This window comes from Cellulomonas sp. URHB0016 (assembly GCF_054057935.1).
In genome coordinates this window covers 1,069,159-1,089,263 of record NZ_JBSRZU010000001.1, presented here as the reverse complement: position 1 = coordinate 1,089,263, position 20,105 = coordinate 1,069,159, and the positions used below count along the sequence as shown (strand labels likewise).

Sequence of the window (20,105 nt, the reverse complement as noted above, 5' to 3'; positions counted from 1 at the left end):
TCCGCCGCGCCGGATGTGCGGACAACGTTCCTTGGGGGTAACGGACGGGCCACCCCGCGCGAAACACGCAGTTCCTACCGTCGGACCTGCCCTCGTCCCCCGACTGACCGGAGCCACTCATGGATCCCCGTCACCTCGTCGTCGTCGGCGGCGGCATGGTCGCCCAGCGGCTCGTCGAAGCCCTCCGCGACCGCGACACCGCCGGCGCCTGGCGGATCACCGTCCTCGCCGAGGAGCCGCGCCGCCCGTACGACCGTGTCGCGCTGACCAGCTACTTCAGCGGTCGTGACCCGGAGGACCTCGCCCTCGGGGACCCCGCGCTGTGGCACGACCCGCTGGTCCGCCTGGTGCGCGACGACGCCGTGACGCACGTCGACCGCGAGGCCCGCACCGTGACGACGCGGACCGGCCGGGTCGAGCACTACGACCACCTGGTCCTCGCCACCGGCTCGTACGCCTGGGTGCCGCCGACGGAGGGGGCCGACCTGCCCGGGGTCTTCGTCTACCGCACGGTCGACGACGTCGCCGCGCTGCGCGGGTACGTCGAGAAGCTCCAGTCGGACCTGCGGCGCCCGGTGCGTGGCGCGGTGCTCGGCGGCGGCCTGCTCGGCCTGGAGGCCGCCGGTGCCCTGCACGCGCTCGGCGCCCAGGCCACCGTGCTGCAGGTCGGCTCGCACCTCATGGACACGCAGCTCGACCTGGGCGGCGGCGAGGCGCTGCGGCGGCTCATCAACAACATCGGCGTCGCCGTGCGGGTGAAGGCGATGACGGTGCGGATCCGGGCGCACCGGCGCGGTGGCGTCGGCCGCCTCGACCTCGCCGACGGCGGCCGGGTGGACGCCGACGTGGTCGTCGTCGCCGCCGGTGTGCGGCCCCGCGACGAGCTCGCCCGTGCCGCCGACCTGGAGGTCGGTCCGCGCGGCGGCGTCGTCGTCGACGACACGTGCCTCACGTCGGACCCCGACGTGTCGGCGATCGGCGAGGTGGCCTGCATCCAGGGCGCGTGCATCGGTCTCGTCGCCCCCGGGTACGCGATGGCGGAGGTCACCGCGGACCGCCTGCTCGGGGGCGCGGCGGAGTTCCCCGGCGCCGACACCGCCACGAAGCTCAAGCTCGCCGGTGTCGACGTCGCGAGCTTCGGCGACGCGTTCGGGCGCACCGAGGGTGCGCTCGAGCTGGTCTGGGCGGACCCGGTCGCGGGCGTCTACAAGAAGCTCGTCATGTCCGACGACGCCCGCACGCTGCTCGGCGGCGTCCTCGTCGGCGACGCGTCCGCCTACGCGAGCCTGCGCCCCATGCTCGGCCGCGAGCTGCCGGGCGACCCGGCCGCGTACCTGCTGCCCGAGGGCGGCGCGGGCGTCCCGGACCTGGAGCTGCCCGACGACGCGGGCGTCTGCTCGTGCAACAACGTGTCCGCCGGGACCATCCGGGCGGCGGTCACGGAGCACGAGTGCACCGACGTCGGCGCCGTGAAGGCCTGCACGCGGGCCGGCACGAGCTGCGGGTCGTGCCTCCCGCTCGTCAAGAAGCTCGTCACCACCGAGCTCACCAAGCAGGGCATCACCGTCAGCTCCGCGCTCTGTGAGCACTTCGCCCTGTCCCGCGCGCAGCTGTACGACGCCGTCCGGGTCGCCGGTCTGCGGAGCTTCACCGAGGTCGTCGAGCGGTTCGGCGCCGGCCGCGGCTGCGACATCTGCAAGCCGGCCGTCGCCTCGATCCTCGCGACGACCGCCCCGGCGCACGTCCTCGACGGCGAGCGGGCCGCCCTGCAGGACACCAACGACCACGTCATGGCCAACCTGCAGAAGGACGGCTCGTACTCGGTGGTCCCGCGCATCCCCGGTGGCGAGGTGACCCCCGAGGGGCTCATCGCGATCGGGTCGGTCGCCCAGGACTTCGGGCTCTACACGAAGATCACGGGCGGTCAGCGGATCGACCTGTTCGGTGCCCGCATCGACCAGCTCCCGCTCATCTGGCAGCGGCTCGTCGACGCCGGGTTCGAGTCCGGGCACGCCTACGGCAAGTCGCTGCGGACCGTGAAGTCGTGCGTCGGCTCCACCTGGTGCCGGTTCGGGGTGCAGGACTCGGTGGCGCTCGCGGTGATGCTCGAGCTCCGCTACCGCGGCCTGCGCTCGCCGCACAAGATCAAGCTCGGCGTCTCCGGGTGCGCCCGTGAGTGCGCGGAGGCCCGCGGCAAGGACGTCGGAGTCATCGCGACCGACAAGGGCTGGAACGTGTACGTCGGCGGCAACGGCGGCTTCACGCCGAGGCACGCGCAGCTGCTCGCCGAGGACCTCGACACCGAGACCTTGATCCGCACCATCGACCGGTTCCTCCTGTACTACGTCCGCACCGCCGACCGCCTGCAGCGCACCGCGCCGTGGGTCGACGAGGTGGAGGGCGGCCTCGACGGCGTCCGCGCCGTGGTCATGGAGGACTCGCTCGGCATCGCCGCGGACCTCGACGCGCAGATGGCCCTGCACGTCGAGGAGTACGAGGACGAGTGGCGGGCGACGCTCGAGGACCCCGAGAAGCTGCGGCGGTTCGCGTCCTTCGTCAACGCCCCCGAGGTGCCCGACCCGTCCCTGGCCTACGTCCCCGAGCGGGGCCAGGCACGACCTGCCACATCCGACGAGCGCGCCGCGGCCGGCCGCGGAGAGCCCGTGCTCGTCGCCGGATCGACGCTGGAGGTGCGGTCATGACCGTGCTCGACACCCGTACGTGGCAGGCCGTCTGCCGGATCGACCACCTCGTGCCCGAACGCGGTGCCGCGGCCCTGCTCGGCGACCTCCAGGTCGCGGTGTTCCGCCTCGCCGACGACCGCGTGCTCGCCGTCGACCAGCACGACCCGTTCAGCAACGCCTACGTGATCTCGCGCGGCATCGTCGGCACCCGCACGGTCGACGGCGTCGAGGTGCCGACGGTCGCGTCGCCCATGTACAAGCAGGTGTTCGACCTGCTGACCGGCCGTTGCCTGGACCCGGCCGGCAAGGCTCCCGTCGCCGGGCTCCCGGCCGACCTCACCGCGTGGCCCGTGCGGGTCCGCGACGGTGTGGTCGAGGTGGAGGTCCCATGACGACGATGCTCGGGCTCGAGCTCACCGGCCGTCCCGTGCTCGTGGTCGGCGGGGGACCGGTCGCCGCCCGCCGGGTGCAGGGCCTGCTCGCCGACGCCGCCCACGTCGTCGTGGTCGCCCCGCAGCTGTGCGAGGTGCTGCTCGACCTGCACCGGTGGGGGCTGGTCGAGTGGCGCGCCCGCGAGGTCGTCGAGAGCGACGTCGACGGCGTCTGGCTCGTGCACACCGCCACCGGGCACCGCGCCACCGACGCGGCCGTGGGGGCCTGGGCGGCGGAGCGTCGGACGTTCTGCGTGGACGCGGGCTCGGGTGCCGCCGGCAGTGCCAGGACCCCGGCCACCACCCGCAGCGGCGACGTGCTCGTGGGTGTGGTGTCCACGGGCGCCCCTGACCCGCGCCGCACCACCGCGGTGCGGGACGCCTTGTCCGACGTGCTCCACGAGGGCACGGTCGACCTCCGTGCGCGACGCACCCGACGACCCGACGAGGGCCGTGTGGTGCTCGTCGGCGGCGGCCCCGGCGACCCCATGCTCATGACGGTCGCGGCTCGCCGGGCGCTCGCAGAGGCCGACGTGGTGGTCACCGACCGGCTCGGCCCCGTCGAGGTGCTCGACTCGCTGCCTCCCGACGTCGAGGTGATCGACGTCGGGAAGACACCCGGGAACCACCCCGTCCCGCAGCACGAGATCTGCCGGATCCTCGTCGAGCAGGCGCAGCGCGGCCGGTTCGTGGTCCGGCTCAAGGGCGGCGACCCGTTCCTGTACGGCCGGGGCGGCGAGGAGGTGCTCGCATGCCGCGAGGCGGGCGTCGCCGTCGACGTGGTTCCCGGCGTGAGCAGCGCGTTCGCCGCGCCCGCCGCCGCGGGCATCCCCCTGACCCACCGCGGGACCGTCGGTGCCGTGCAGGTGATGAACGGGCACGACGGCTGGTCGGCGGCCGCGCTCACCGGCCTGCGCGACGCGTCCTGCACGGTCGTGGTGCTCATGGGGGTCGCCGTCCTGGCGGAGCTGACGGCGACGGCCGTCGCGGCGGGTGTCGATCCCGCGACCCCGGCCGCGGTGGTCGAGAACGGCACGCTGCCCACGCAGCGCGTCACCCGCGCGCCGATCGGCGAGATCGCGGCGCGGGCCGCCGAGGTCGGCGTCCGCGCCCCGGCCGTGGTGGTGCTCGGTCGGGTGGCCGCCGAAGGGCTGCTCGACGGCCCGGCGGTCGACCGCGTCGCCCGTCCGGACGGTGTCGCCGAAACCTGCGCGCCACACACGCGCGACACAATGCCTTCGTGACCGAGCCCATCGACCAGACACTTGCCGGGTGCGTCGTCCTGATCACGGCCGACCGCCGTTCCGCCGAGCTGGCCGCTGCCCTGACCCGTCGTGGTGCCTCCGTCCGCCACGCGCCGGCGCTCAGCATGGTGCCCCACACCGACGACGCCGCGCTCGTCGAAGGCACGCGCGCGCTGATCGCGGACCCGCCCGACACGGTCGTCGTCACCACCGGCATCGGCTTCCGGGGCTGGATCGAGGCGGCCGACGCGGTGGGCCTCGCGGAACAGCTCGTCGACACGCTGCGCGGCTGCCGGATCGTCGCGCGGGGCCCCAAGGCGCGGGGCGCCATCCAGGCCGCCGGTCTGACCGCGGACTGGGTCGCCGAGTCCGAGACGAGCGCCGAGATCGCGGAGGTGCTGCTCGACGACGGCGTCTCGGGTCTGAAGATCGCCGTGCAGCACCACGGTGCCGGCGCCGACGGGCTCGACGAGGCGTTCACTGCCGCCGGTGCGACGGTCCGCAGCCTCGTCGTGTACCGCTGGGGACCGCCGCCGGACGCGGCCGTGGTCACGGCATCCGTCACGGCAGTCGCTGCGGGGGAGGTCGATGCCGTGGTCTTCACCTCCGCGCCCGGGGCGGCCGCCTGGCTCGCCGCCGCCGACGAGGCGGCGGTCACCGACCGGATCGTGCGCCTCGCCAAGGCCGGGAGCGTCGTGATGGCGGCCGTCGGCCCGGTCACCGCTCGGCCGCTCCTCGACCGCGGTATCGAGCCGCTCGTCCCCGAGCGCGGACGCCTGGGCTCGCTCGTGCGCTCGCTCGTCGCGCACTACGGCGGTCTGCAGGCGCTCAACACGGTCGCCGGTCCGCTCCAGGTCTTCCGCGGCGCGGCCGTGCTCGACGGGCACGTGCTGCCGCTGACGCCGAGCGGTCTGGAGGTCCTGCGGCTGCTCGCTGCTGCGAACGGCTCGGTCGTGGCGCGCGAGCAGGTGCTGCAGGCGCTCCCCGGTGACTCGACCGACCCGCATGCCGCCGAGGTCGCCGTCGCTCGCCTCCGGGACGCGACGGGGAGCCGGGAGCTCATCAGGACGGTCGTCAAGCGGGGGTACCGCCTCGAGCTCGAGCACACCGCATGACGAACGCGCTCCACGCGGCCCGGCCGGCGCCCGTGCTCGTCGGCTGCTCGCACGGCACCGACAACGAGGACGGCCGGGCGGCGATCCGGTCCATCCTCGACGGCGTCCGGACCCGTCGGCCGGACCTCGCCGTCCGCGCGGCGTTCGTCGACGTCCAACAGCCCGAGGTCGCCGATGTGGTCCGCAGCGCCCTCGCCGAGGGCGCGCCGGGCGTGGTCGTGGTGCCTCTGCTGCTGTCGGTGGGATTCCACGTGAAGGTCGACATCGCCGCCGCGGTCGACGTGCCGGCCGCCGACGCGTCCGCACCCCTCGGACCCGACCCGCGGCTGGTCGACATCCTTGCCGACCGCCTCGCGGCCGCCGGGCTGCGGGACGGTGACGCGGTGGTGCTCGCCGCCGCGGGGTCGAGCGACCCGGCCGCCGCGCTCGCGGTCGAGGCCGTCGCCGCCGGGCTGTCCGACACCCTGGACCTGCCCGTGACGATCGGCTACGGCGCCGGGGCCGAGCCGCGGGTGCCTGCCGCCGTCGCCACAGCCCGCGACGGACTCGCCGGCGGCGGCCGTGTCGTCGTCGCGTCCTACCTGCTGGCGCCGGGCTACTTCCGCGACCGGGTCCTCGAGGCCGGGGCCGATGTGGTGGCCGAACCGCTGGCACCCGACGAGCGCCTCGTCGAGATCGTCCTCGACCGGTACGAGGAGGCCGCCGACGCCGTCCTGGCCGAACGACCGGCCCAGGGTCCGACCGACCCGGACTGAAGCGTTTCGGGGAGCCAGTCCGTGGACATGCCCTTGCCGTCCCACCGTGCTCACCGTAGGAATCGTCGGTGCCCTCCGACTCGCCCCGCCCCCGCCCGTTCCTGCCGCTCCTCGCCCTGCTCGCAGGGGGTGCCCTGCTCGCGGGGTGCACCGCCGGTGAGGTCGACGGCAGCGTCGAACCGGTCGCGGACGTCTCCGGCGGCCCGACCATCGGACCGTCCCCGGACATGCGGCCCGCCGACGCGCTCGACTGCCTCCCGGAAGGCTCGGCGACGGCCACCACGGGATCCGAGGACGACCCGACGCTCGTCGCCTGGACGGGGGCGGGCTCCAAGGCCGTGCTGCTCGCGCCGCAGAACGAGAGCGGTCCGTGCGAGTGGGCCGACCAGATCACGCGCCTCGCGGGCGAGGGCTACCTCGTCGGCACGTTCAGCTGGTCCTCCGACAGCGCCCAGTCGGTGCGGGACGCCGTGCAGGTGCTGCGGAACGTCGGCGGGCAGGACTTCGCGCTCGTCGGGGCGTCGAAGGGCGGCACGTTCGTCGCGGGGCTCGCCGACGAGATCTACCCGAAGACCGTGGTCGCGCTCAGCCCGCCCGCGGACTTCGAGGGGCAGGACGCCCGCGCCGAGTCCAGCACCTACGACGGCCCCCTCCTGGTCATCGCGTCGGCCGACGACACCGTCGTGCCCGCGGACTCGTCCAAGCTCGTGTCCCGCGCCGACGACCCGTCGACGTTCGTGGTCGTCGACGGCGGCGCGCACGGCGTGGACCTGTTCGCCGGGCCGCACAAGGCCGAGGTGGAGCAGGCGATCGACGACGCGCTCGCTCAGGGGTTCGCCGACTGACGCCGGCACCGCCCCTGGGCCGCCGTGGACGTCAGAGGTAGCGCAGCGGGTCGAACTCCTCGAGCGGGATGATCCGCAGGCGCGGCAGCTGCACGTTGAACGCCGCCACGTCCGACTCCAGGTCGAACGTGGCGAGCCCGCGTGCTGTCAGGCCGGCCAGCGCGGTGCTCGTGAACTCGCGGAACGCCAGCAGGCCCACCCGGCGGTCGGGGTCGTCGACCAGCACCTCCACCTCGGGTGCGAAGTCCCCGTCGTGGCTGGCCAGGAGCACGTCCCCCTCGCGGTCCGCGATCGCGGCGAGGGTGCGCTTGATGCCGATGTCGACGACCTTCTCGTACGACTCGCCCGAGAGCGGGATCGGCTGGAAGCCGATCGCGAGGAGCGCCTGCACGAACGGCATCGGCAGGTTGCCGTTCGACGCGTTGAGGAAGAAGAGGCCCTTCACCGGCTGCTGCCAGGTCTGCTGCGCGAACGTCAGCACGCGCTCCCAGCGCGGACGCTGCTCGGGCGTCGGGCGGCCGCCGAAGATCGACGACCCCAGGGTGGCGTCGATGTTCTCGCCGTCGACGAGGAGGTAGGTGGTCCTGCCGGCGGTGTCCTGGCTCATCGGGCCAGCGTATCGGCGCCCCAGCAGCTGCCGCGGGCGGGTGCCGGCGCGATGCGGGGTTTCGCGGGGAAGCATGCGGGCAGGTCGGACGTTGTTGCGAACGCATGGTCCTGACGACAGGAGGCAGCAGGATGACGACGCACGGTCGTGAGCCCGCAGGGACCCGCGAGGCGGCCGAGGCGTGGGAGTCGCTGTTCCGCGCGCAGGTGGCGCTGATGCGTCGGTTCCAGCGCGACGACGTGTGGGGACCGCTGTCCATCCGTGAGTACGACGTGCTGTTCACGCTGTCCCGCTGCCCCGGACGCTCGGCCCGGCTGAAGGAGCTCGGCGAGGGCTCGCTGCTCACCCAGCCGAGCCTGTCACGGCTCGTCGAGCGGCTCGAGGCCGACGGCCTGGTGGTCCGCGGCCCGGTGCCCGACGACGCCCGAGGGGTCGCCGTGACCCTGACCGAGGACGGCGCTCGCGTCCAGCGCGAGATCGGCCGCAGGCACGTCCGCACCATCGGCCGCCTCGTCGGCGGAGCGCTCGACCCCGACGAGCTCGCGACGCTGCGGGCGCTGACCGACAAGCTGCGCGCCGCCCAGGCCCGGATCCCCGACCCGGCCTGACCAGGTCAGGACCTCCGGCCCATCCGCCGGTCCCGTCCCTCGCGCACGATGGACGAGGTGGTCGGCGAGTGCCCGGCGGCTGTGCGGTGCGGAGGGGAGCCAGGAACATGCGCGTGCTCGTCACGATCGCGTCTCGGCACGGGGGAACCTGGGGAATCGGCGAGACCGTCGCCGACGTCCTCCGGCGGCGCGGGCACGAGGTGTCGATGCTGGAACCGGACGACGTGGCCTCGCTCGACGGCGTCGACGCCGTGGTGCTGGGCTCCGCGGTCTACACGGCCCACTGGTTGCCCGCGGCCCGCGAGCTCGCGGAGCGGCTGGGCAGCGAGCTCGCCGAGCGGCCCGTGTGGCTCCTCTCCTCGGGGCTGGCGACGCAGCCCGCCGCGGCGGCGAACTCGCCGCACGAGATCCAGGAGCTCGTCAGGCGGATCGGAGCCCGCGGGCACCGCAGCTTCCGCGGCCGCCTCGACCGGAACGCCCTGACGTTCACCGAGCGGGCCGTCATCGCCGGCGCCCGGGCCAGGGACGGCGACCACCGGGACATGGCAGCCGTCGCCGCCTGGTCGCAGGAGGTCGCCGACGCGCTGACCCCCGTGCACGTCTGACCGTCACCGCCCGCGGGCCGCATGCCGGCCCGGCGCCGGTCAGACGACGCGACGCTCCGTGAGCCGCAGCGCCCTGAGCTCGGCCGCGACGGCTGCGGTCGCCGGCCGGTCCGAGGGGTCCTGTGCGGTCATGGCGCCGAGGAGGCGTCCCCACTCCGGGCCGAGCTCGGGCGGGATCGGTGTGGGGTGCAACAGGCGCGCGAGCGAGCTCGTGAGCGCGTCGCCCGGGTAGGCGCGCACGCCCGTGAGGCACTCGAGGAGCACCAGTCCGAGCGAGTAGACGTCGCTCGCCGGTCCTGCCTCGCGGCCGAGCGCCTGCTCGGGGCTCTGGTAGCCGGCGGTACCTGACGTGGTGAGCCGCGGCTGGTTCGGCTCCGGGTCGACCGCCGCACGGGTCGCCGAGCCGACGGCCGCAGCCGTCGTCGCGGACGCGATGCCGAAGTCGGCCAGGACCACCGGCAGCCACGGCGCGTCCCGTCCGCCGGTCGGTGCGGGGGCCGAGGCGACGAGCACGTTCGAGGGCTTGACGTCCCGGTGGGTCACCCCGGCTGCGTGGGCGTGGCCGAGGGCGACGGCCAGCTGCCGGCCGACGTCCGCGGTGAGGGCCGGATCCAGCGGCCCGTCGGCGATCGTGTCCCGCAGCGTGCGCCCGTCGACGAGCTCCATGACGAGGAACGCCACGGGACCGACTCCGTCGAGCACGTCGGCGCCCACGTCGAGCAGGGCGACCAGGTTCGGGTGCGCGAGGCCCGACAGCACCCGCGCCTCGTGCGCGTAGCGGCGGATCTCGTCCGGTGACGCGGACCCGAGAGCGAACACCTTGACGGCGACCTTGCGGTCCAGCCGCGCGTCGGTCGCGACCAGCACCTCTCCCGACCCGCCGCGGCCGAGCGCACCGCCGAGCCGGTAGCGCCGGCCGAGCACGGCTCCGCCCGGCAGGCGGTCGTCGGTCAGGGTCACGGTGTCCTCGGAGGGCTCGGAACGGGGGACGGTGCCGGGAGCACCTCCGAAGAAGGTATGAGCGGGAGGTCCTGGCCGCACGTCCAGGGCGGTCTGGTCGCCCATCCGGGTGAGGGGCCGGCGCCTGTGTCCACCGGGCGACGGACCGCCGGCGATGAAGGACCGGGCCTCGTCACCGAGCGCCGGGAGCGGCCGGAGGCGGTGCCTGGTTTCCTGACAGGTTGTCCTATCAAGATCACGCCGCTGCAGGCCTCCGCCGTCGCGGGCGCCCGCGCGTGCGGTGCGATGATCGGTCGGTGGCCCCCAACACACCGCCGAGCCTCCGCACGCCCGAGACCCAGCCGGCAACGGCGCCCGCAGCCTCGCTCGGAGCAGCCCCGTACGACGCCCTGCTGCTCTTCTCGTTCGGCGGCCCGAACGGTCCCGAGGACGTCATGCCGTTCCTGCGGAACGTCACGGCCGGCAAGGGGATCCCCGACGAGCGCCTCGCCGCGGTCGCGGAGCACTACCTGCACTTCGGCGGCGCGAGCCCGATCAACGGCCAGAACCTGGCCCTGCAGACCGCGCTGACGGCCGAGCTGGACAGACGCGGCCTCGACCTGCCCGTGGTGTGGGGCAACCGCAACTGGGAGCCCTACACGCGGGACGCGCTCGCGGCCGCGTACGCCGCGGGTGCCCGGCGGGTCGTCGCCCTCGTGACCAGCGCCTACGCGTCGTACTCCGGCTGCCGGCAGTACCGCGAGAACCTCTGGGCGTCCCTCGACGACCTGGGGTCGGAGCTCGGTGGGCCCGACGGTGCGCACCCCCTCGTCGTCGACAAGGTCCGCGCCTACTTCAACCACCCGGGCTTCGTCGAGGCGAACGTCGACGCCGTGGCGGAGGCCTACGGGCGGCTCGGCGCCGACGCCCGTCTCGTCTTCGTCACGCACTCGATCCCCGGCACGATGGAGGCCGCCTCGGGCGCGGCCGGCCCGACGTACCGCGAACAGCACCTCGACGTCGCGGAGGGGGTGGCGGCTGCCGTCGGCGAGCGCCTGGGCCGCACCCTCACGTGGGACCTCGTGTACTGCTCGCGCTCCGGGCCGCCCAGCCAGCCGTGGCTCGAGCCCGACGTCAACGATCACCTGCGCGTGCTCGCGGCCGAGGGCACCAGCGCCGTGGTGCTCGCGCCGATCGGCTTCGTCTCCGACCACATGGAAGTCGTCTTCGACCTGGACACAGAGGCGCTCGCCACCGCCGCCGAGCTCGGCCTCACGGCGGTCCGCGCCGACACGGTCGGCACGCGCGAGGTGTTCGTGCGCGGTCTCGTCGACCTCGTGCTCGAGCGTGCCGCGCGTGCTCGGGCCGTCGACGCGGGGGAGCCCGCCGTCGAGCCCACCGTGACCGGGAGCCTGCCGCCCCGCCGCGACGTGTGCGCCCCCGGCTGCTGCCGCCAGCGCGACGGCGTCGACTCCGGCATCCCCGCCGCCTGCTCCGCGGACCCCTGGTCCTGACCCCATCCCTGCTGCGAGAGGACCACCCGTGAGCCACCCCGCCCCCGACGCCGAGGCGCTGAACACCACGATCCGCTACACGATGTGGTCGGTGTTCGCCCTGGAGGAGGTGCTCCCGGAGGACGAGGACGAACGCGCCGGTCTCGTCGCGGCCGCTCAGCGCGCCGTCGGGGCAGACGGTCTCGTGGTCCGCGGGTGGTACGACGTCGCCGGTCTGCGGGCGGACGCCGACCTCATGGTCTGGTGGCACGCGGAGACCGTCGAGGAGGTGCAGGGCGCCTACCAGCGGCTGCGGGCCAGCGAACTCGGTCGGCACCTGCTGCCGGTGTGGTCCGTGGTCGGCCTGCACCGCGCCGCGGAGTTCAACCGCGCCCACGTCCCCGCCTTCCTCGCGGGCGAGCCGGCGGGCGACTACCTCTGCGTGTACCCGTTCGTGCGGTCGTACGACTGGTACGTGCTCGACGGCGACGACCGCCGCCGGATGCTCGTCGAGCACGGCGAGGCCGCCCGGGACTACAAGGACGTGCGCGCCAACACGGTGTCCGCGTTCGCGCTCGGGGACTACGAGTGGATCCTCGCGTTCGAGGCCGCCGAGCTGCACCGCATCGTCGACCTGATGCGTGACCTGCGGAACACCCAGGCCCGGCTGCACGTGCGCGAGGAGATCCCGTTCTACACCGGCCCCCGCACGACGCTCGAGGCCTGGGCGGACCGCCAGCCGCGCGGCTGACCGTGCGCCGGCGGCACGCCCCGTCGAGCACCGGACAGGGTCGCGTCTGCGGTGCCATCATCGGGACATGGTCGACGTGGACGGGACATGGCGGTTCACCGCGCTCGCGGGTGCTGACGTCGGGGCGCTCGGGGGACGCGCGCCCTGGCTGACGTTCGACGGTGACGGGCAGGTCTACGGGATGGCGGGCGTGAACCGGGTGCGTGGCACGTGGACGGCCGACGGGGACACGATCAGCTTCGGTCCCGTCGTGTCGACGCTCATGGCCGGGCCACCTGAGGCCACGGTGTGCGAGCGTGCGGTCCTCGCGCTGCTCGGCGCCCGGCTGACCGTCGCCGCACCCGGCACCGGAGAGCTGGAGCTGAGCTCGGCCGGGGGTGCCGCGGCCACGCTCGTCCGCGACGACGAGGTCGGTCGGGTCTGAGCCTCGGCCCTCAGCGTGGCCAGGCGGCGGCCAGCGACCTCAGTGTGCCGATGCGCGTCTCCACGTCGTAGGCCGTCCCCGTCACCATGAGCTCGTCGGCTCCGGTCCGGTGCACCAGGTCGGCGAGCTCGGCGACGGCTCGCTCGGCGGTCGTGGCCACCTGCGTGCCGGGGACCTTCGCGAAGAACTCGGCGGCGGCCTGCGGGTCCAGGTCCGCCAGCGCGGTCGCGGCGTCCTCCGGCGAGAGGATCGGCGCGAGCGGTCGGCCCGTGCGCAGGCTCAGCGCCATGACCCTGCTCGGTCCGGCGAGGAAGTGCGCCTCCTCGTCGGACGCCGCGACCAGCACCGATGCCGACACCATGAGCCGTGGTGCCTCGAGGACCACCGAGGGCCGGAACGACCGGCGGTAGGTGTCGGCAGCCTGCAGGGTGTGACCGGTGTTGAAGTGGTGGGCGTAGCTGAACGGCAGGCCGAGGCTCCCGGCGAGCTCGGCGCTGAACAGGCTCGACCCGAGCAGCCACACCTCCGGGCTGGACGTGGCGACCGGTGTCGCCGTCAGGCGCTGTGCCCGCACCGACGGGGCGGGGCCGTCCAGGCGGACGCCCAGCAGGGCCAGCACGTCGACGACCTCGCCCGGGAAGTCCTCGTGCCCGAGCCCTTCGACGGTCCGGCGCAGGGCCGCGGCCGTGGTGGGGTCCGCGCCCGGCGCGCGCCCGATGCCGAGGTCGATCCGCCCGGGATGCAGCGCCTCGAGCATGGCGAACTGCTCGGCGACGACGAGTGACGGGTGGTTGGGCAGCATCACGCCGCCCGACCCGACCCGGATGTGCGCGGTCGCGGCGGCGAGGTGGGCGATGAGCACCCCGGGCGCCGTCGACGCGACGGCGGGCATGGCGTGGTGCTCCGCGACCCAGAACCGGTGGAAGCCCAGCTCGTCGGCGGCGGCCGCCAGCCGGGTGGTCGAGGCGAGCGCGCTCCCGCTCGTGCCGCCGGCGCTCACGGGCGCGGTGTCGAGGACGGACAAGGGCACCGAGGGTGCTGGTGAGGTGGTCACGCCCAACGCAACACGTCACGGCCACGGGCTACTCCCGCGCCGGCCGTCAGGGGTAGAGGCCGCGGATCTGGTGCGCCTCCGCCACGCGCCGGACGCCGATCGCGAGCGCCGCGTCGCGCATCGACAGGCCCTCGGCGTGTGCGAGCGACGCCACCGCACGGTAGGACGTGAGCATCCGCTGCTCCAGGCGTTCGGCGATCTCGTGCTCGGTCCACCAGTACGCCTGGTTCGCCTGGACCCACTCGAAGTACGAGACGACGACGCCGCCGGCGTTCGCCAGGATGTCGGGCACGACCACGACGCCACGGTCGGCGAGCACGCGGTCGCCCTCGGTGGTCGTCGGCCCGTTGGCGGCCTCCACGACCCAACGCGCCTTCACGCGCGCCGCGGAGTCCTCGTCGAGGACCCCCTCGACGGCGGCGGGGATGAGCACGTCGACGTCGAGGGCCAGCAGCTCGGCGTTCGTCACGGGCTCCGCGCCGGCGAAGCCGACGACCGTCCCGCTCTGCTGGACGTGACGCAGGAGCGACGGCACGTCGAGCCCGTCGCTCGCCCGCACCCCGCCGTGCTCGTCGCTCACCGCGACCACCCGGGCACCCGCCTCGTGCAGGAACCGTGCCGCGTGGGAGCCGACCTTGCCGAAGCCCTGGACGGCCGTCGTCACCTCGTCGAGCCGTACGCCGGCGTCGGCGAGCGCCGCCGTGGCGGCGTGGACCACGCCACGGGACGTGGCCGTGGGGCGCCCGAGGGAGCCGCCCACGGCGAGGGGCTTGCCGGTCGTGACCGCGGGGATCGTGTACCCGAGGTTCACCGAGTAGGTGTCCATGACCCAGGCCATGGTCTGCTCGTCCGTGCCGATGTCCGGAGCCATGATGTCGCGCTCCGGGCCGATGATCGGCATGATCTCGCTGGTGTAGCGGCGGGTGACCCGTTCCAGCTCCGCCGACGAGTGCAGTCGCGGGTCGATCGTGACACCGCCCTTGGCGCCGCCGTACGGCACGTCGACCACGGCGCACTTCCAGGTCATCCACATGGCCAGGGCGCGGACCTCGTCGACGTCGACCGACGACGAGTACCGCAGGCCCCCCTTGCCCGGCCCGCGCGAGATGTTGTGCTGTACCCGGTACCCGGTGAACAGGACGATGCTGCCGTCGTCGCGCCGCAGAGGGATGGCCACGTTCATCTCGCGGCGTGGCGTGGCGAGCATCTGGTGCAGGCCCTCGTCGTAGCCCAGGATCTCGATCGCCGACGCCAGCTGGGCGCGGGCGGTCTCGAGAGGGGCGGTGTGCGGGGGACGGGGCTCCGTTGCCTGGTCGGTCACGTCCCTACCCTGGTCATCCCTGCACCGTCCCGCCACCGCGGCCAGCGGGCGAGCCGAACCCGTCCGCTCCTCGGTCGAGACAGTCCGGCACATCAGCAGATCTGCGACTCCTCCATGGGCCTGACCACCGACCCGCCGAGGTGCCGCGAGTGGCGGGCGGGCACGAGCACGCAGGTGCCGAACGTGCCGTTGAGGTACACGGGCTTGACGAAGACGTCCGTGGAGCGGCAGTTGATGGTCCGCACCGAGTAGTAGGCCGGCTTGTACACGTACACGCCCGTGAGGTACCCGCACCAGGCGTCCTCGTCCTCGATCGTGGCGGTGACCTCCGCCCCGGCGTGCGTCTGCGGCAGGCCGGACACGGCCTCGACGGCCAGGTCGCCGCCGGCCACCGGGCCGGTCGCGTCGGTCGCGTGGGCCGGTGCCACACCCAGGCAGAGCGCAGCGCCCAGGAGCACGCTCGCCAGGGTGACGGATCGGGTCGATGGACGCAGGCTCACGGGGGGTCCTCTCGTTCGACGACGGTGTCGACGGCGCTCGGCCGGGCGCCCAGGATGGCCGGACGCCCTCGCCCGGTGCAAACGTGCTGTTCCCGTCCACCCCGTTGCGTCGTCGGTCGGTCCGGCAGCGCCCCTCGTCGGCAGGGCACAGACTGTGTGGACCAGCGGCAGGGGGTCCGCCGGCGACGGCGGGCTCGCCAGAGCCGCGGACGACGAGGGCGGTGCGGACGGTCGATGGCGGACGACGGGCAGGTGGTGGACGAGGCGGTCCGCCTGGCAGGGTCCTGGCTCGCCGCGACGTCGAGCGCGCAGACCGCCGCGGAACGCCGCACGACGGGTCGGCTCGCCGCCCTCGTGGCAGACCCTGCCGGGCTCGAGCTGGCGGTCCGCTTCGTCGACAGGGTGGCCCGGCCGCGGGACGTGCGGGTCGCTGCCCGGGAGCTCGAGGCGCTCGCGGGCACGGCGGACGCCGCTGCGGGTTTCCTCGGTCCGCTCGACCGAGCCCTGCTGGGGCTGGGGACACGCGTCGCTCCCGTGCTCCCGGGCGTCGTCGTGCCGGCGGCCCGGCACCGCCTCCGCCAGCTCGTCGGGCACCTGGTGGTCGACGACGGCCCCGCGCTGCGGCGCCATCTCGCGGCGATGCGCACCGCGGGCTTCCGGCTCAACCTCAACCTGCTCGGCGAGGCCGTCCTCGGTGAGCGGGAGGCGACGGCGCGCCTCGCGAGGGTGCGGACCCTCGTGGAGCGGCCGGACGTCGACTACGTGTCGGTCAAGGTGTCGGCGGTCGCCAGCCAGCTCTCCACCTGGGACACGGAGGGCAGCGTCCGGCGCGTCGTCGAGCGCCTGCGGCCGCTGTACGTGGCCGCGGCGCGCCACGGTAGCTTCCTCAACCTCGACATGGAGGAGTACCGGGACCTCACCCTCACCGTGCGGGTGTTCGAGCGTCTCGTGTCCGACCGTGACCTGCTCGGTGCGCCCGCGGGGATCGTGCTGCAGGCCTACCTCCCGGACGCCGCGGACGCGCTCGACGAGCTCACCGACCTCGCGACCCAGCGGCGCGACGCGGGCGGCTCACCGCTCAAGGTGCGTCTCGTCAAGGGCGCCAACCTCGCCATGGAGCGGGTGGAGGCCGAGCTGCACGGCTGGCCGCAGGCGCCCTACCCGACGAAGGCGGACGTCGACGCCGCGTACCTGCGCCTCGTCGACCGGGCGCTCACGCCGGGCCGTGCCGAGGTCCTGCGGGTCGGCGTGGCCAGCCACAACCTGTTCCACGTGGCCGCCGCACACGTGCTCGCGACGTCACGGGGCGTCGGCGCGGCACTGGACGTCGAGATGCTCCAGGGCATGGCACCCGCGCAGGCCCGCGCGGTCCGGGACCAGGTGGGACCCGTCCTGCTCTACACCCCGGTCGTCGCCCGCGACGACCTCGACGTCGCGGTGTCCTACCTGGTCCGGCGGCTCGAGGAGAACGCGGCGGGCGAGAACTTCCTGCACGCGCTGTTCGCACCGGCCGACGAGCACGCGATGCCCGCCCAGGAAAGGGCGTTCCGGGACGCCTGGCGGGACCGCGAGGAACCGTCGGTGGCGCCGCGCAGGGTCGCACGTCCCTTCACCGACTCGCTCGTGCCCGCCGGGTTCCTGAACACGCCGGACACGGACCCCGCCGTGGCGGTCGCGCGTGCGTGGGCCCGAGGAGTCACGGCGCGGGACGTCCCGGTGCTCTCCGGCGCGATCGAGGTGACGACGGCCGCCGAGGTCGACGCGGTCGTCGCCCGCGCCGTCGTCGCCGCACCGGCCTGGGCGTCGACCTCCCCGCCGGTGCGGGCAGCCGCCCTGCGACGCGCCGCGGACGCTCTCGAGGACGCTCGGGCGGCACTCGTCTCGACCATGGTGCACGAGGCGGGAAAGACCGTCGCCGAGGCCGACCCGGAGGTGAGCGAGGCCGTCGACTTCGCGCGGTACTACGCGGACCGGACCGACGACCTCGCCGACGGCGTCGTCCCCGGAGCAGTCCACCGGCCCGACGGCGTCACGGTCGTGACCCCACCCTGGAACTTCCCTGTCGCGATCCCCGTCGGTTCCGTGCTCGCGTCGATCGGCGCCGGATCGCCCGTCGTCGTCAAGCCCGCGCCCCAGACGCCGCGGTGCGCGCGGGTCGCGATGGCCGCCGTCGCCCAGGCCCTCACGGACTCGGGTGTCCCGGAGGGTGTGCTGACCGTGGTGCTCAGCCCGGAGGGGGAGGTGGGCCGCAGGCTCGTCGCCCACCCGGACGTCGCCCGCGTCCTGCTCACCGGCTCCATCGAGACGGCCCGTCTCTTCGCGCGGTGGCGCCCCGGACGCGACGTGCTCGCCGAGACGTCGGGCAAGAACGCGGTGGTCGTCACCCCCTCCGCGGACGTCGACCTCGCTGTCGCCGACGTCGTCCGGTCCGCCTTCGGCCATGCCGGGCAGAAGTGCTCCGCGGCGTCCCTGCTGATCCTCGTCGGTTCCGCGGGACGCGACGACAGGCTGCGTCGCCAGCTCGCCGACGCCGTCGCGTCGCTGCACGTCGGGCCCGCGGACGACCTGTCCACCACCGTCGGCCCGCTCGTGGAGCCCGCGTCCGGCAAGCTCGAGCGTGCCCTGACGACGCTCGACCCGGGGGAGGCGTGGCTCGTCGCCCCGCGGCGGCTCGACGACGAGGGCCGGCTCTGGACCCCGGGCGTGAAGCACGGCGTCGCGCCCGGGTCGTGGTTCCACGTGACCGAGTGCTTCGGACCGGTGCTCGGGGTGATGCGTGCCGACACCCTGGACGACGCGATCGAGCTGCAGAACGGCGTGCCGTTCGGCCTCACCGGCGGTCTGCACAGCCTGGACGACGACGAGATCGAGCACTGGCTCGACGAGGTCCAGGTCGGCAACGCGTACGTCAACCGGCACATCACCGGGGCGATCGTGCAGCGCCAGCCGTTCGGCGGGTGGAAGGCGTCGGTGGTCGGCCCCGGCGCGAAGGCCGGCGGACCCCACTACGTCGCGCAGATCGGCACCTGGGCCGACGCTCCGGACGTGCCCCAGGACGACGAAGGGTGGCTCGCGTGGGCGTCCCGCGACGACGAGCGCGCGTGGCGGGCGACGTTCTCCCGGGAGCACGACGTGACAGAGCTCCGGGTCGAGGCGAACGTGCTGCGCTACCGCCGCGTGCCCCTGCTCACGCTGCGCGTCGGCGACGGGGCACGGCCGCGCGAGGTGGAGCGGGTCCGCAGGGCGGCCCGGACCGCGGGCGTCCCCGTCGTCCTGAGCCACGTCGGCGACGAGTCGCACGAGATGTTCGCCCGCCGCGTGCGCAGGGGTGCGGTACGGGGACGGGTCCGGGTGGTCGGCGGCGCGCCCGGGCTGCGGACCGCGGCCGCCCAGCACGCCGGGGAGGTGACCGTCCTGGACGGTCCGGTGCTGGCGAGCGCCGAGCGTGAGCTGCTCACCGTGCTGCGCGAGCAGGCGGTGAGCCGGACGCGGCACCGGTTCGGGCACGTGGACGAGTCCCAGGATCCGGGCTGAGACCGACCACGTGCTGAGCTCGGCGGCCGCCCTGTCAGGCGGAGGCGCGGATGACCAGCTCGGGCGCGAAGATCAACGGCTCGGCCGGCAGCGCCGCACCCTGGAGCTGGTCCAGGAGGCGTGCGCCGGCGGCACGCGCCATCGCCACGACCGGCTGGATCACGCTCGTCAGCGGTGGCGTGGTCGACGCGGCGACGCCGAGGTTGTCGTACCCCACGACCGCGATGTCCCCCGGGACCTCCCGGCCGTGCTCGGCGAGCACGCCCAGCGCGCCGGCCGCCATGAGGTCCGACGCGATGAAGATCGCGTCGAGGTCCGGGAAGCGGGCGAGCAGCTCGCGTGCGGCCCGTGCGCCGGAGGCGATGGTGAAGTCTCCGTGCACCACCGCGTCCTGCGGGAGCCCGGCGGCCTCCATGGCGTCCCGCCAGCCGAGGAGCCGGTCGATGCCGGCGGACATGTCCTGGGGCCCGGCGATCGTCGCGACGCGACGACGGCCCTTGTCGATGAGGTGCTGGGTCGCCATGCGACCGCCCTCGTGGTTGTCCGTGTCGACGTACTGCACGTCGCGCTCGTCGGCCGAGAGCGGCCGCCCCACGAACACGTTCGGTACCCGGGATGCGAGCAGCGCACGGTCCAGGTCGTCGTCACGGTGGTGCGACACGACGATCGCGCCGTCGACGTGGCCGTTGCGCAGGTACCGGATGGTCCGCTCGCTCTCACCCGGCCGGGCGATGACGAGGACCACCTGGATGTCCGAGTCGGCGAGAGACGTGCTCAGTCCGTTCAGGGTGCCCGCGAAGAAGGGGTCCGACAGCACGCGTTCGTCGGGCTCCGGGACCACCAGGGCGATCGAGTCGGTCCGCTTGGTGACGAGCGAGCGGGCAGCACGGTTCGGGGTGTAGCCCAGGTCGGCGACGGCGGCCTCGACGGAGGCGAGCGCCTCGGGCGAGACCCGAAGGCCCCCGTTGATCGCGCGTGAGGCCGTCGAGCGGGAGACTCCCGCGCGCTCGGCGACCTCCTCGAGCGTCGGCGCGGGCGGCCGGACGGGCTCGATGCGGGCCGGGATGTTGTCGACCACCATTGGTCTTCCCTCCTGTGGCTGCCTGGGCGGGCAGCGGATACGTGCTGGACGGACGACGAGGGCGGGGTGCCGGGGGCACCCCGCCCTCGTGACCTTCACCGGATCATTGCGCAG

18 protein-coding genes are annotated in these 20,105 nt (G+C 74.4%); 12 read left to right on the top strand and 6 right to left on the bottom strand.

Features of this window, described 5'->3' with window-relative positions; genetic code table 11:
- Positions 1 to 119: 119 nt before the first annotated feature.
- From nirB to ACVW07_RS05070, 6 genes are all read left to right on the top strand, one after another.
- Positions 120 to 2,702: a nitrite reductase large subunit NirB gene (gene nirB, locus ACVW07_RS05095; RefSeq protein WP_456818191.1), complete on the top strand. Its 2,583-nt coding sequence runs from the start codon at positions 120 to 122 to the stop codon at positions 2,700 to 2,702.
- Entirely contained in the window at positions 2,699 to 3,076 is a 378-nt protein-coding gene (nirD, locus tag ACVW07_RS05090) for a nitrite reductase small subunit NirD (protein WP_456818190.1), read from the top strand. Before nirB ends, nirD begins: the two co-directional genes overlap by 4 nt.
- Entirely contained in the window at positions 3,073 to 4,359 is a 1,287-nt protein-coding gene (gene cobA, locus ACVW07_RS05085; protein WP_456818189.1) for a uroporphyrinogen-III C-methyltransferase, read from the top strand. Before nirD ends, cobA begins: the two co-directional genes overlap by 4 nt.
- On the top strand, positions 4,356 to 5,474 hold the full coding sequence (locus tag ACVW07_RS05080) for a uroporphyrinogen-III synthase (RefSeq protein ID WP_456818188.1): 1,119 nt from the start codon (positions 4,356 to 4,358) through the stop codon (positions 5,472 to 5,474). The genes cobA and ACVW07_RS05080 overlap by 4 nt, the downstream gene beginning before the upstream one ends.
- Positions 5,471 to 6,229 (top strand): sirohydrochlorin chelatase, encoded by a 759-nt coding sequence (locus tag ACVW07_RS05075; protein WP_456818187.1) that lies wholly within the window; start codon positions 5,471 to 5,473, stop codon positions 6,227 to 6,229. The genes ACVW07_RS05080 and ACVW07_RS05075 overlap by 4 nt, the downstream gene beginning before the upstream one ends.
- 68 nt (positions 6,230 to 6,297) lie before the next feature.
- Complete coding sequence (locus tag ACVW07_RS05070; protein ID WP_456818186.1) at positions 6,298 to 7,074, top strand: alpha/beta hydrolase; 777 nt, start codon at positions 6,298 to 6,300, stop codon at positions 7,072 to 7,074.
- Positions 7,075 to 7,105: 31 nt separating this feature from the next.
- Here the strand turns inward: ACVW07_RS05070 and ACVW07_RS05065 are convergent, their stop codons facing one another.
- Positions 7,106 to 7,681, bottom strand: coding sequence for an NYN domain-containing protein (locus tag ACVW07_RS05065; protein WP_456818185.1), 576 nt, complete (start codon positions 7,679 to 7,681; stop codon positions 7,106 to 7,108).
- A 131-nt stretch (positions 7,682 to 7,812) separates the two neighbouring features.
- Between ACVW07_RS05065 and ACVW07_RS05060 the strand changes: the two genes are divergently transcribed.
- The gene (locus tag ACVW07_RS05060) at positions 7,813 to 8,289 is read left to right on the top strand and encodes a MarR family winged helix-turn-helix transcriptional regulator (RefSeq protein ID WP_456818184.1); all 477 of its coding nucleotides are present in this window, start codon (positions 7,813 to 7,815) and stop codon (positions 8,287 to 8,289) included.
- A 107-nt stretch (positions 8,290 to 8,396) separates the two neighbouring features.
- Complete coding sequence (locus tag ACVW07_RS05055; protein ID WP_456818183.1) at positions 8,397 to 8,894, top strand: flavodoxin domain-containing protein; 498 nt, start codon at positions 8,397 to 8,399, stop codon at positions 8,892 to 8,894.
- 39 nt (positions 8,895 to 8,933) lie between these two features.
- On the opposite strand, the gene ACVW07_RS05050 is transcribed toward ACVW07_RS05055, so the two are convergent.
- A complete protein-coding gene (locus ACVW07_RS05050) occupies positions 8,934 to 9,959 on the bottom strand; it encodes a serine/threonine-protein kinase (RefSeq protein WP_456818182.1) in 1,026 nt (341 codons plus the stop codon).
- Positions 9,960 to 10,150: 191 nt separating this feature from the next.
- Between ACVW07_RS05050 and ACVW07_RS05045 the strand changes: the two genes are divergently transcribed.
- The 3 genes from ACVW07_RS05045 (at position 10,151) to ACVW07_RS05035 (ending at position 12,501) form a co-directional block, all read left to right on the top strand.
- Positions 10,151 to 11,347 (top strand): ferrochelatase, encoded by a 1,197-nt coding sequence (locus tag ACVW07_RS05045; protein ID WP_456818181.1) that lies wholly within the window; start codon positions 10,151 to 10,153, stop codon positions 11,345 to 11,347.
- A 28-nt stretch (positions 11,348 to 11,375) separates the two neighbouring features.
- The gene (gene hemQ, locus ACVW07_RS05040) at positions 11,376 to 12,077 is read left to right on the top strand and encodes a hydrogen peroxide-dependent heme synthase (RefSeq protein WP_456818180.1); all 702 of its coding nucleotides are present in this window, start codon (positions 11,376 to 11,378) and stop codon (positions 12,075 to 12,077) included.
- 67 nt (positions 12,078 to 12,144) lie between these two features.
- Positions 12,145 to 12,501, top strand: a complete 357-nt coding sequence (locus ACVW07_RS05035) for an META domain-containing protein (protein ID WP_456818179.1) — start codon at positions 12,145 to 12,147, stop codon at positions 12,499 to 12,501.
- A gap of 10 nt (positions 12,502 to 12,511) precedes the next feature.
- Here ACVW07_RS05035 and ACVW07_RS05030 read toward each other — a convergent pair whose 3' ends face one another.
- The 3 genes from ACVW07_RS05030 to ACVW07_RS05020 all read right to left on the bottom strand — a co-directional run bounded on the left by ACVW07_RS05030 (position 12,512) and on the right by ACVW07_RS05020 (position 15,376).
- Positions 12,512 to 13,555, bottom strand: a complete 1,044-nt coding sequence (locus tag ACVW07_RS05030; RefSeq protein WP_456818178.1) for an LLM class flavin-dependent oxidoreductase — start codon at positions 13,553 to 13,555, stop codon at positions 12,512 to 12,514.
- Positions 13,556 to 13,601: 46 nt separating this feature from the next.
- Positions 13,602 to 14,876, bottom strand: coding sequence for a Glu/Leu/Phe/Val family dehydrogenase (locus ACVW07_RS05025; protein ID WP_456818177.1), 1,275 nt, complete (start codon positions 14,874 to 14,876; stop codon positions 13,602 to 13,604).
- Between the two features lie 92 nt (positions 14,877 to 14,968).
- Positions 14,969 to 15,376: a hypothetical protein gene (locus tag ACVW07_RS05020; protein ID WP_456818176.1), complete on the bottom strand. Its 408-nt coding sequence runs from the start codon at positions 15,374 to 15,376 to the stop codon at positions 14,969 to 14,971.
- 234 nt (positions 15,377 to 15,610) lie between these two features.
- On the opposite strand from ACVW07_RS05020, the gene ACVW07_RS05015 reads away from it, so the two are divergent.
- The gene (locus ACVW07_RS05015) at positions 15,611 to 18,910 is read left to right on the top strand and encodes a proline dehydrogenase family protein (RefSeq protein WP_456818175.1); all 3,300 of its coding nucleotides are present in this window, start codon (positions 15,611 to 15,613) and stop codon (positions 18,908 to 18,910) included.
- Positions 18,911 to 18,944: 34 nt separating this feature from the next.
- On the opposite strand, the gene ACVW07_RS05010 is transcribed toward ACVW07_RS05015, so the two are convergent.
- Positions 18,945 to 19,991: a LacI family DNA-binding transcriptional regulator gene (locus ACVW07_RS05010; RefSeq protein WP_456818174.1), complete on the bottom strand. Its 1,047-nt coding sequence runs from the start codon at positions 19,989 to 19,991 to the stop codon at positions 18,945 to 18,947.
- Between the last annotated feature and the right edge of the window lie 114 nt (positions 19,992 to 20,105).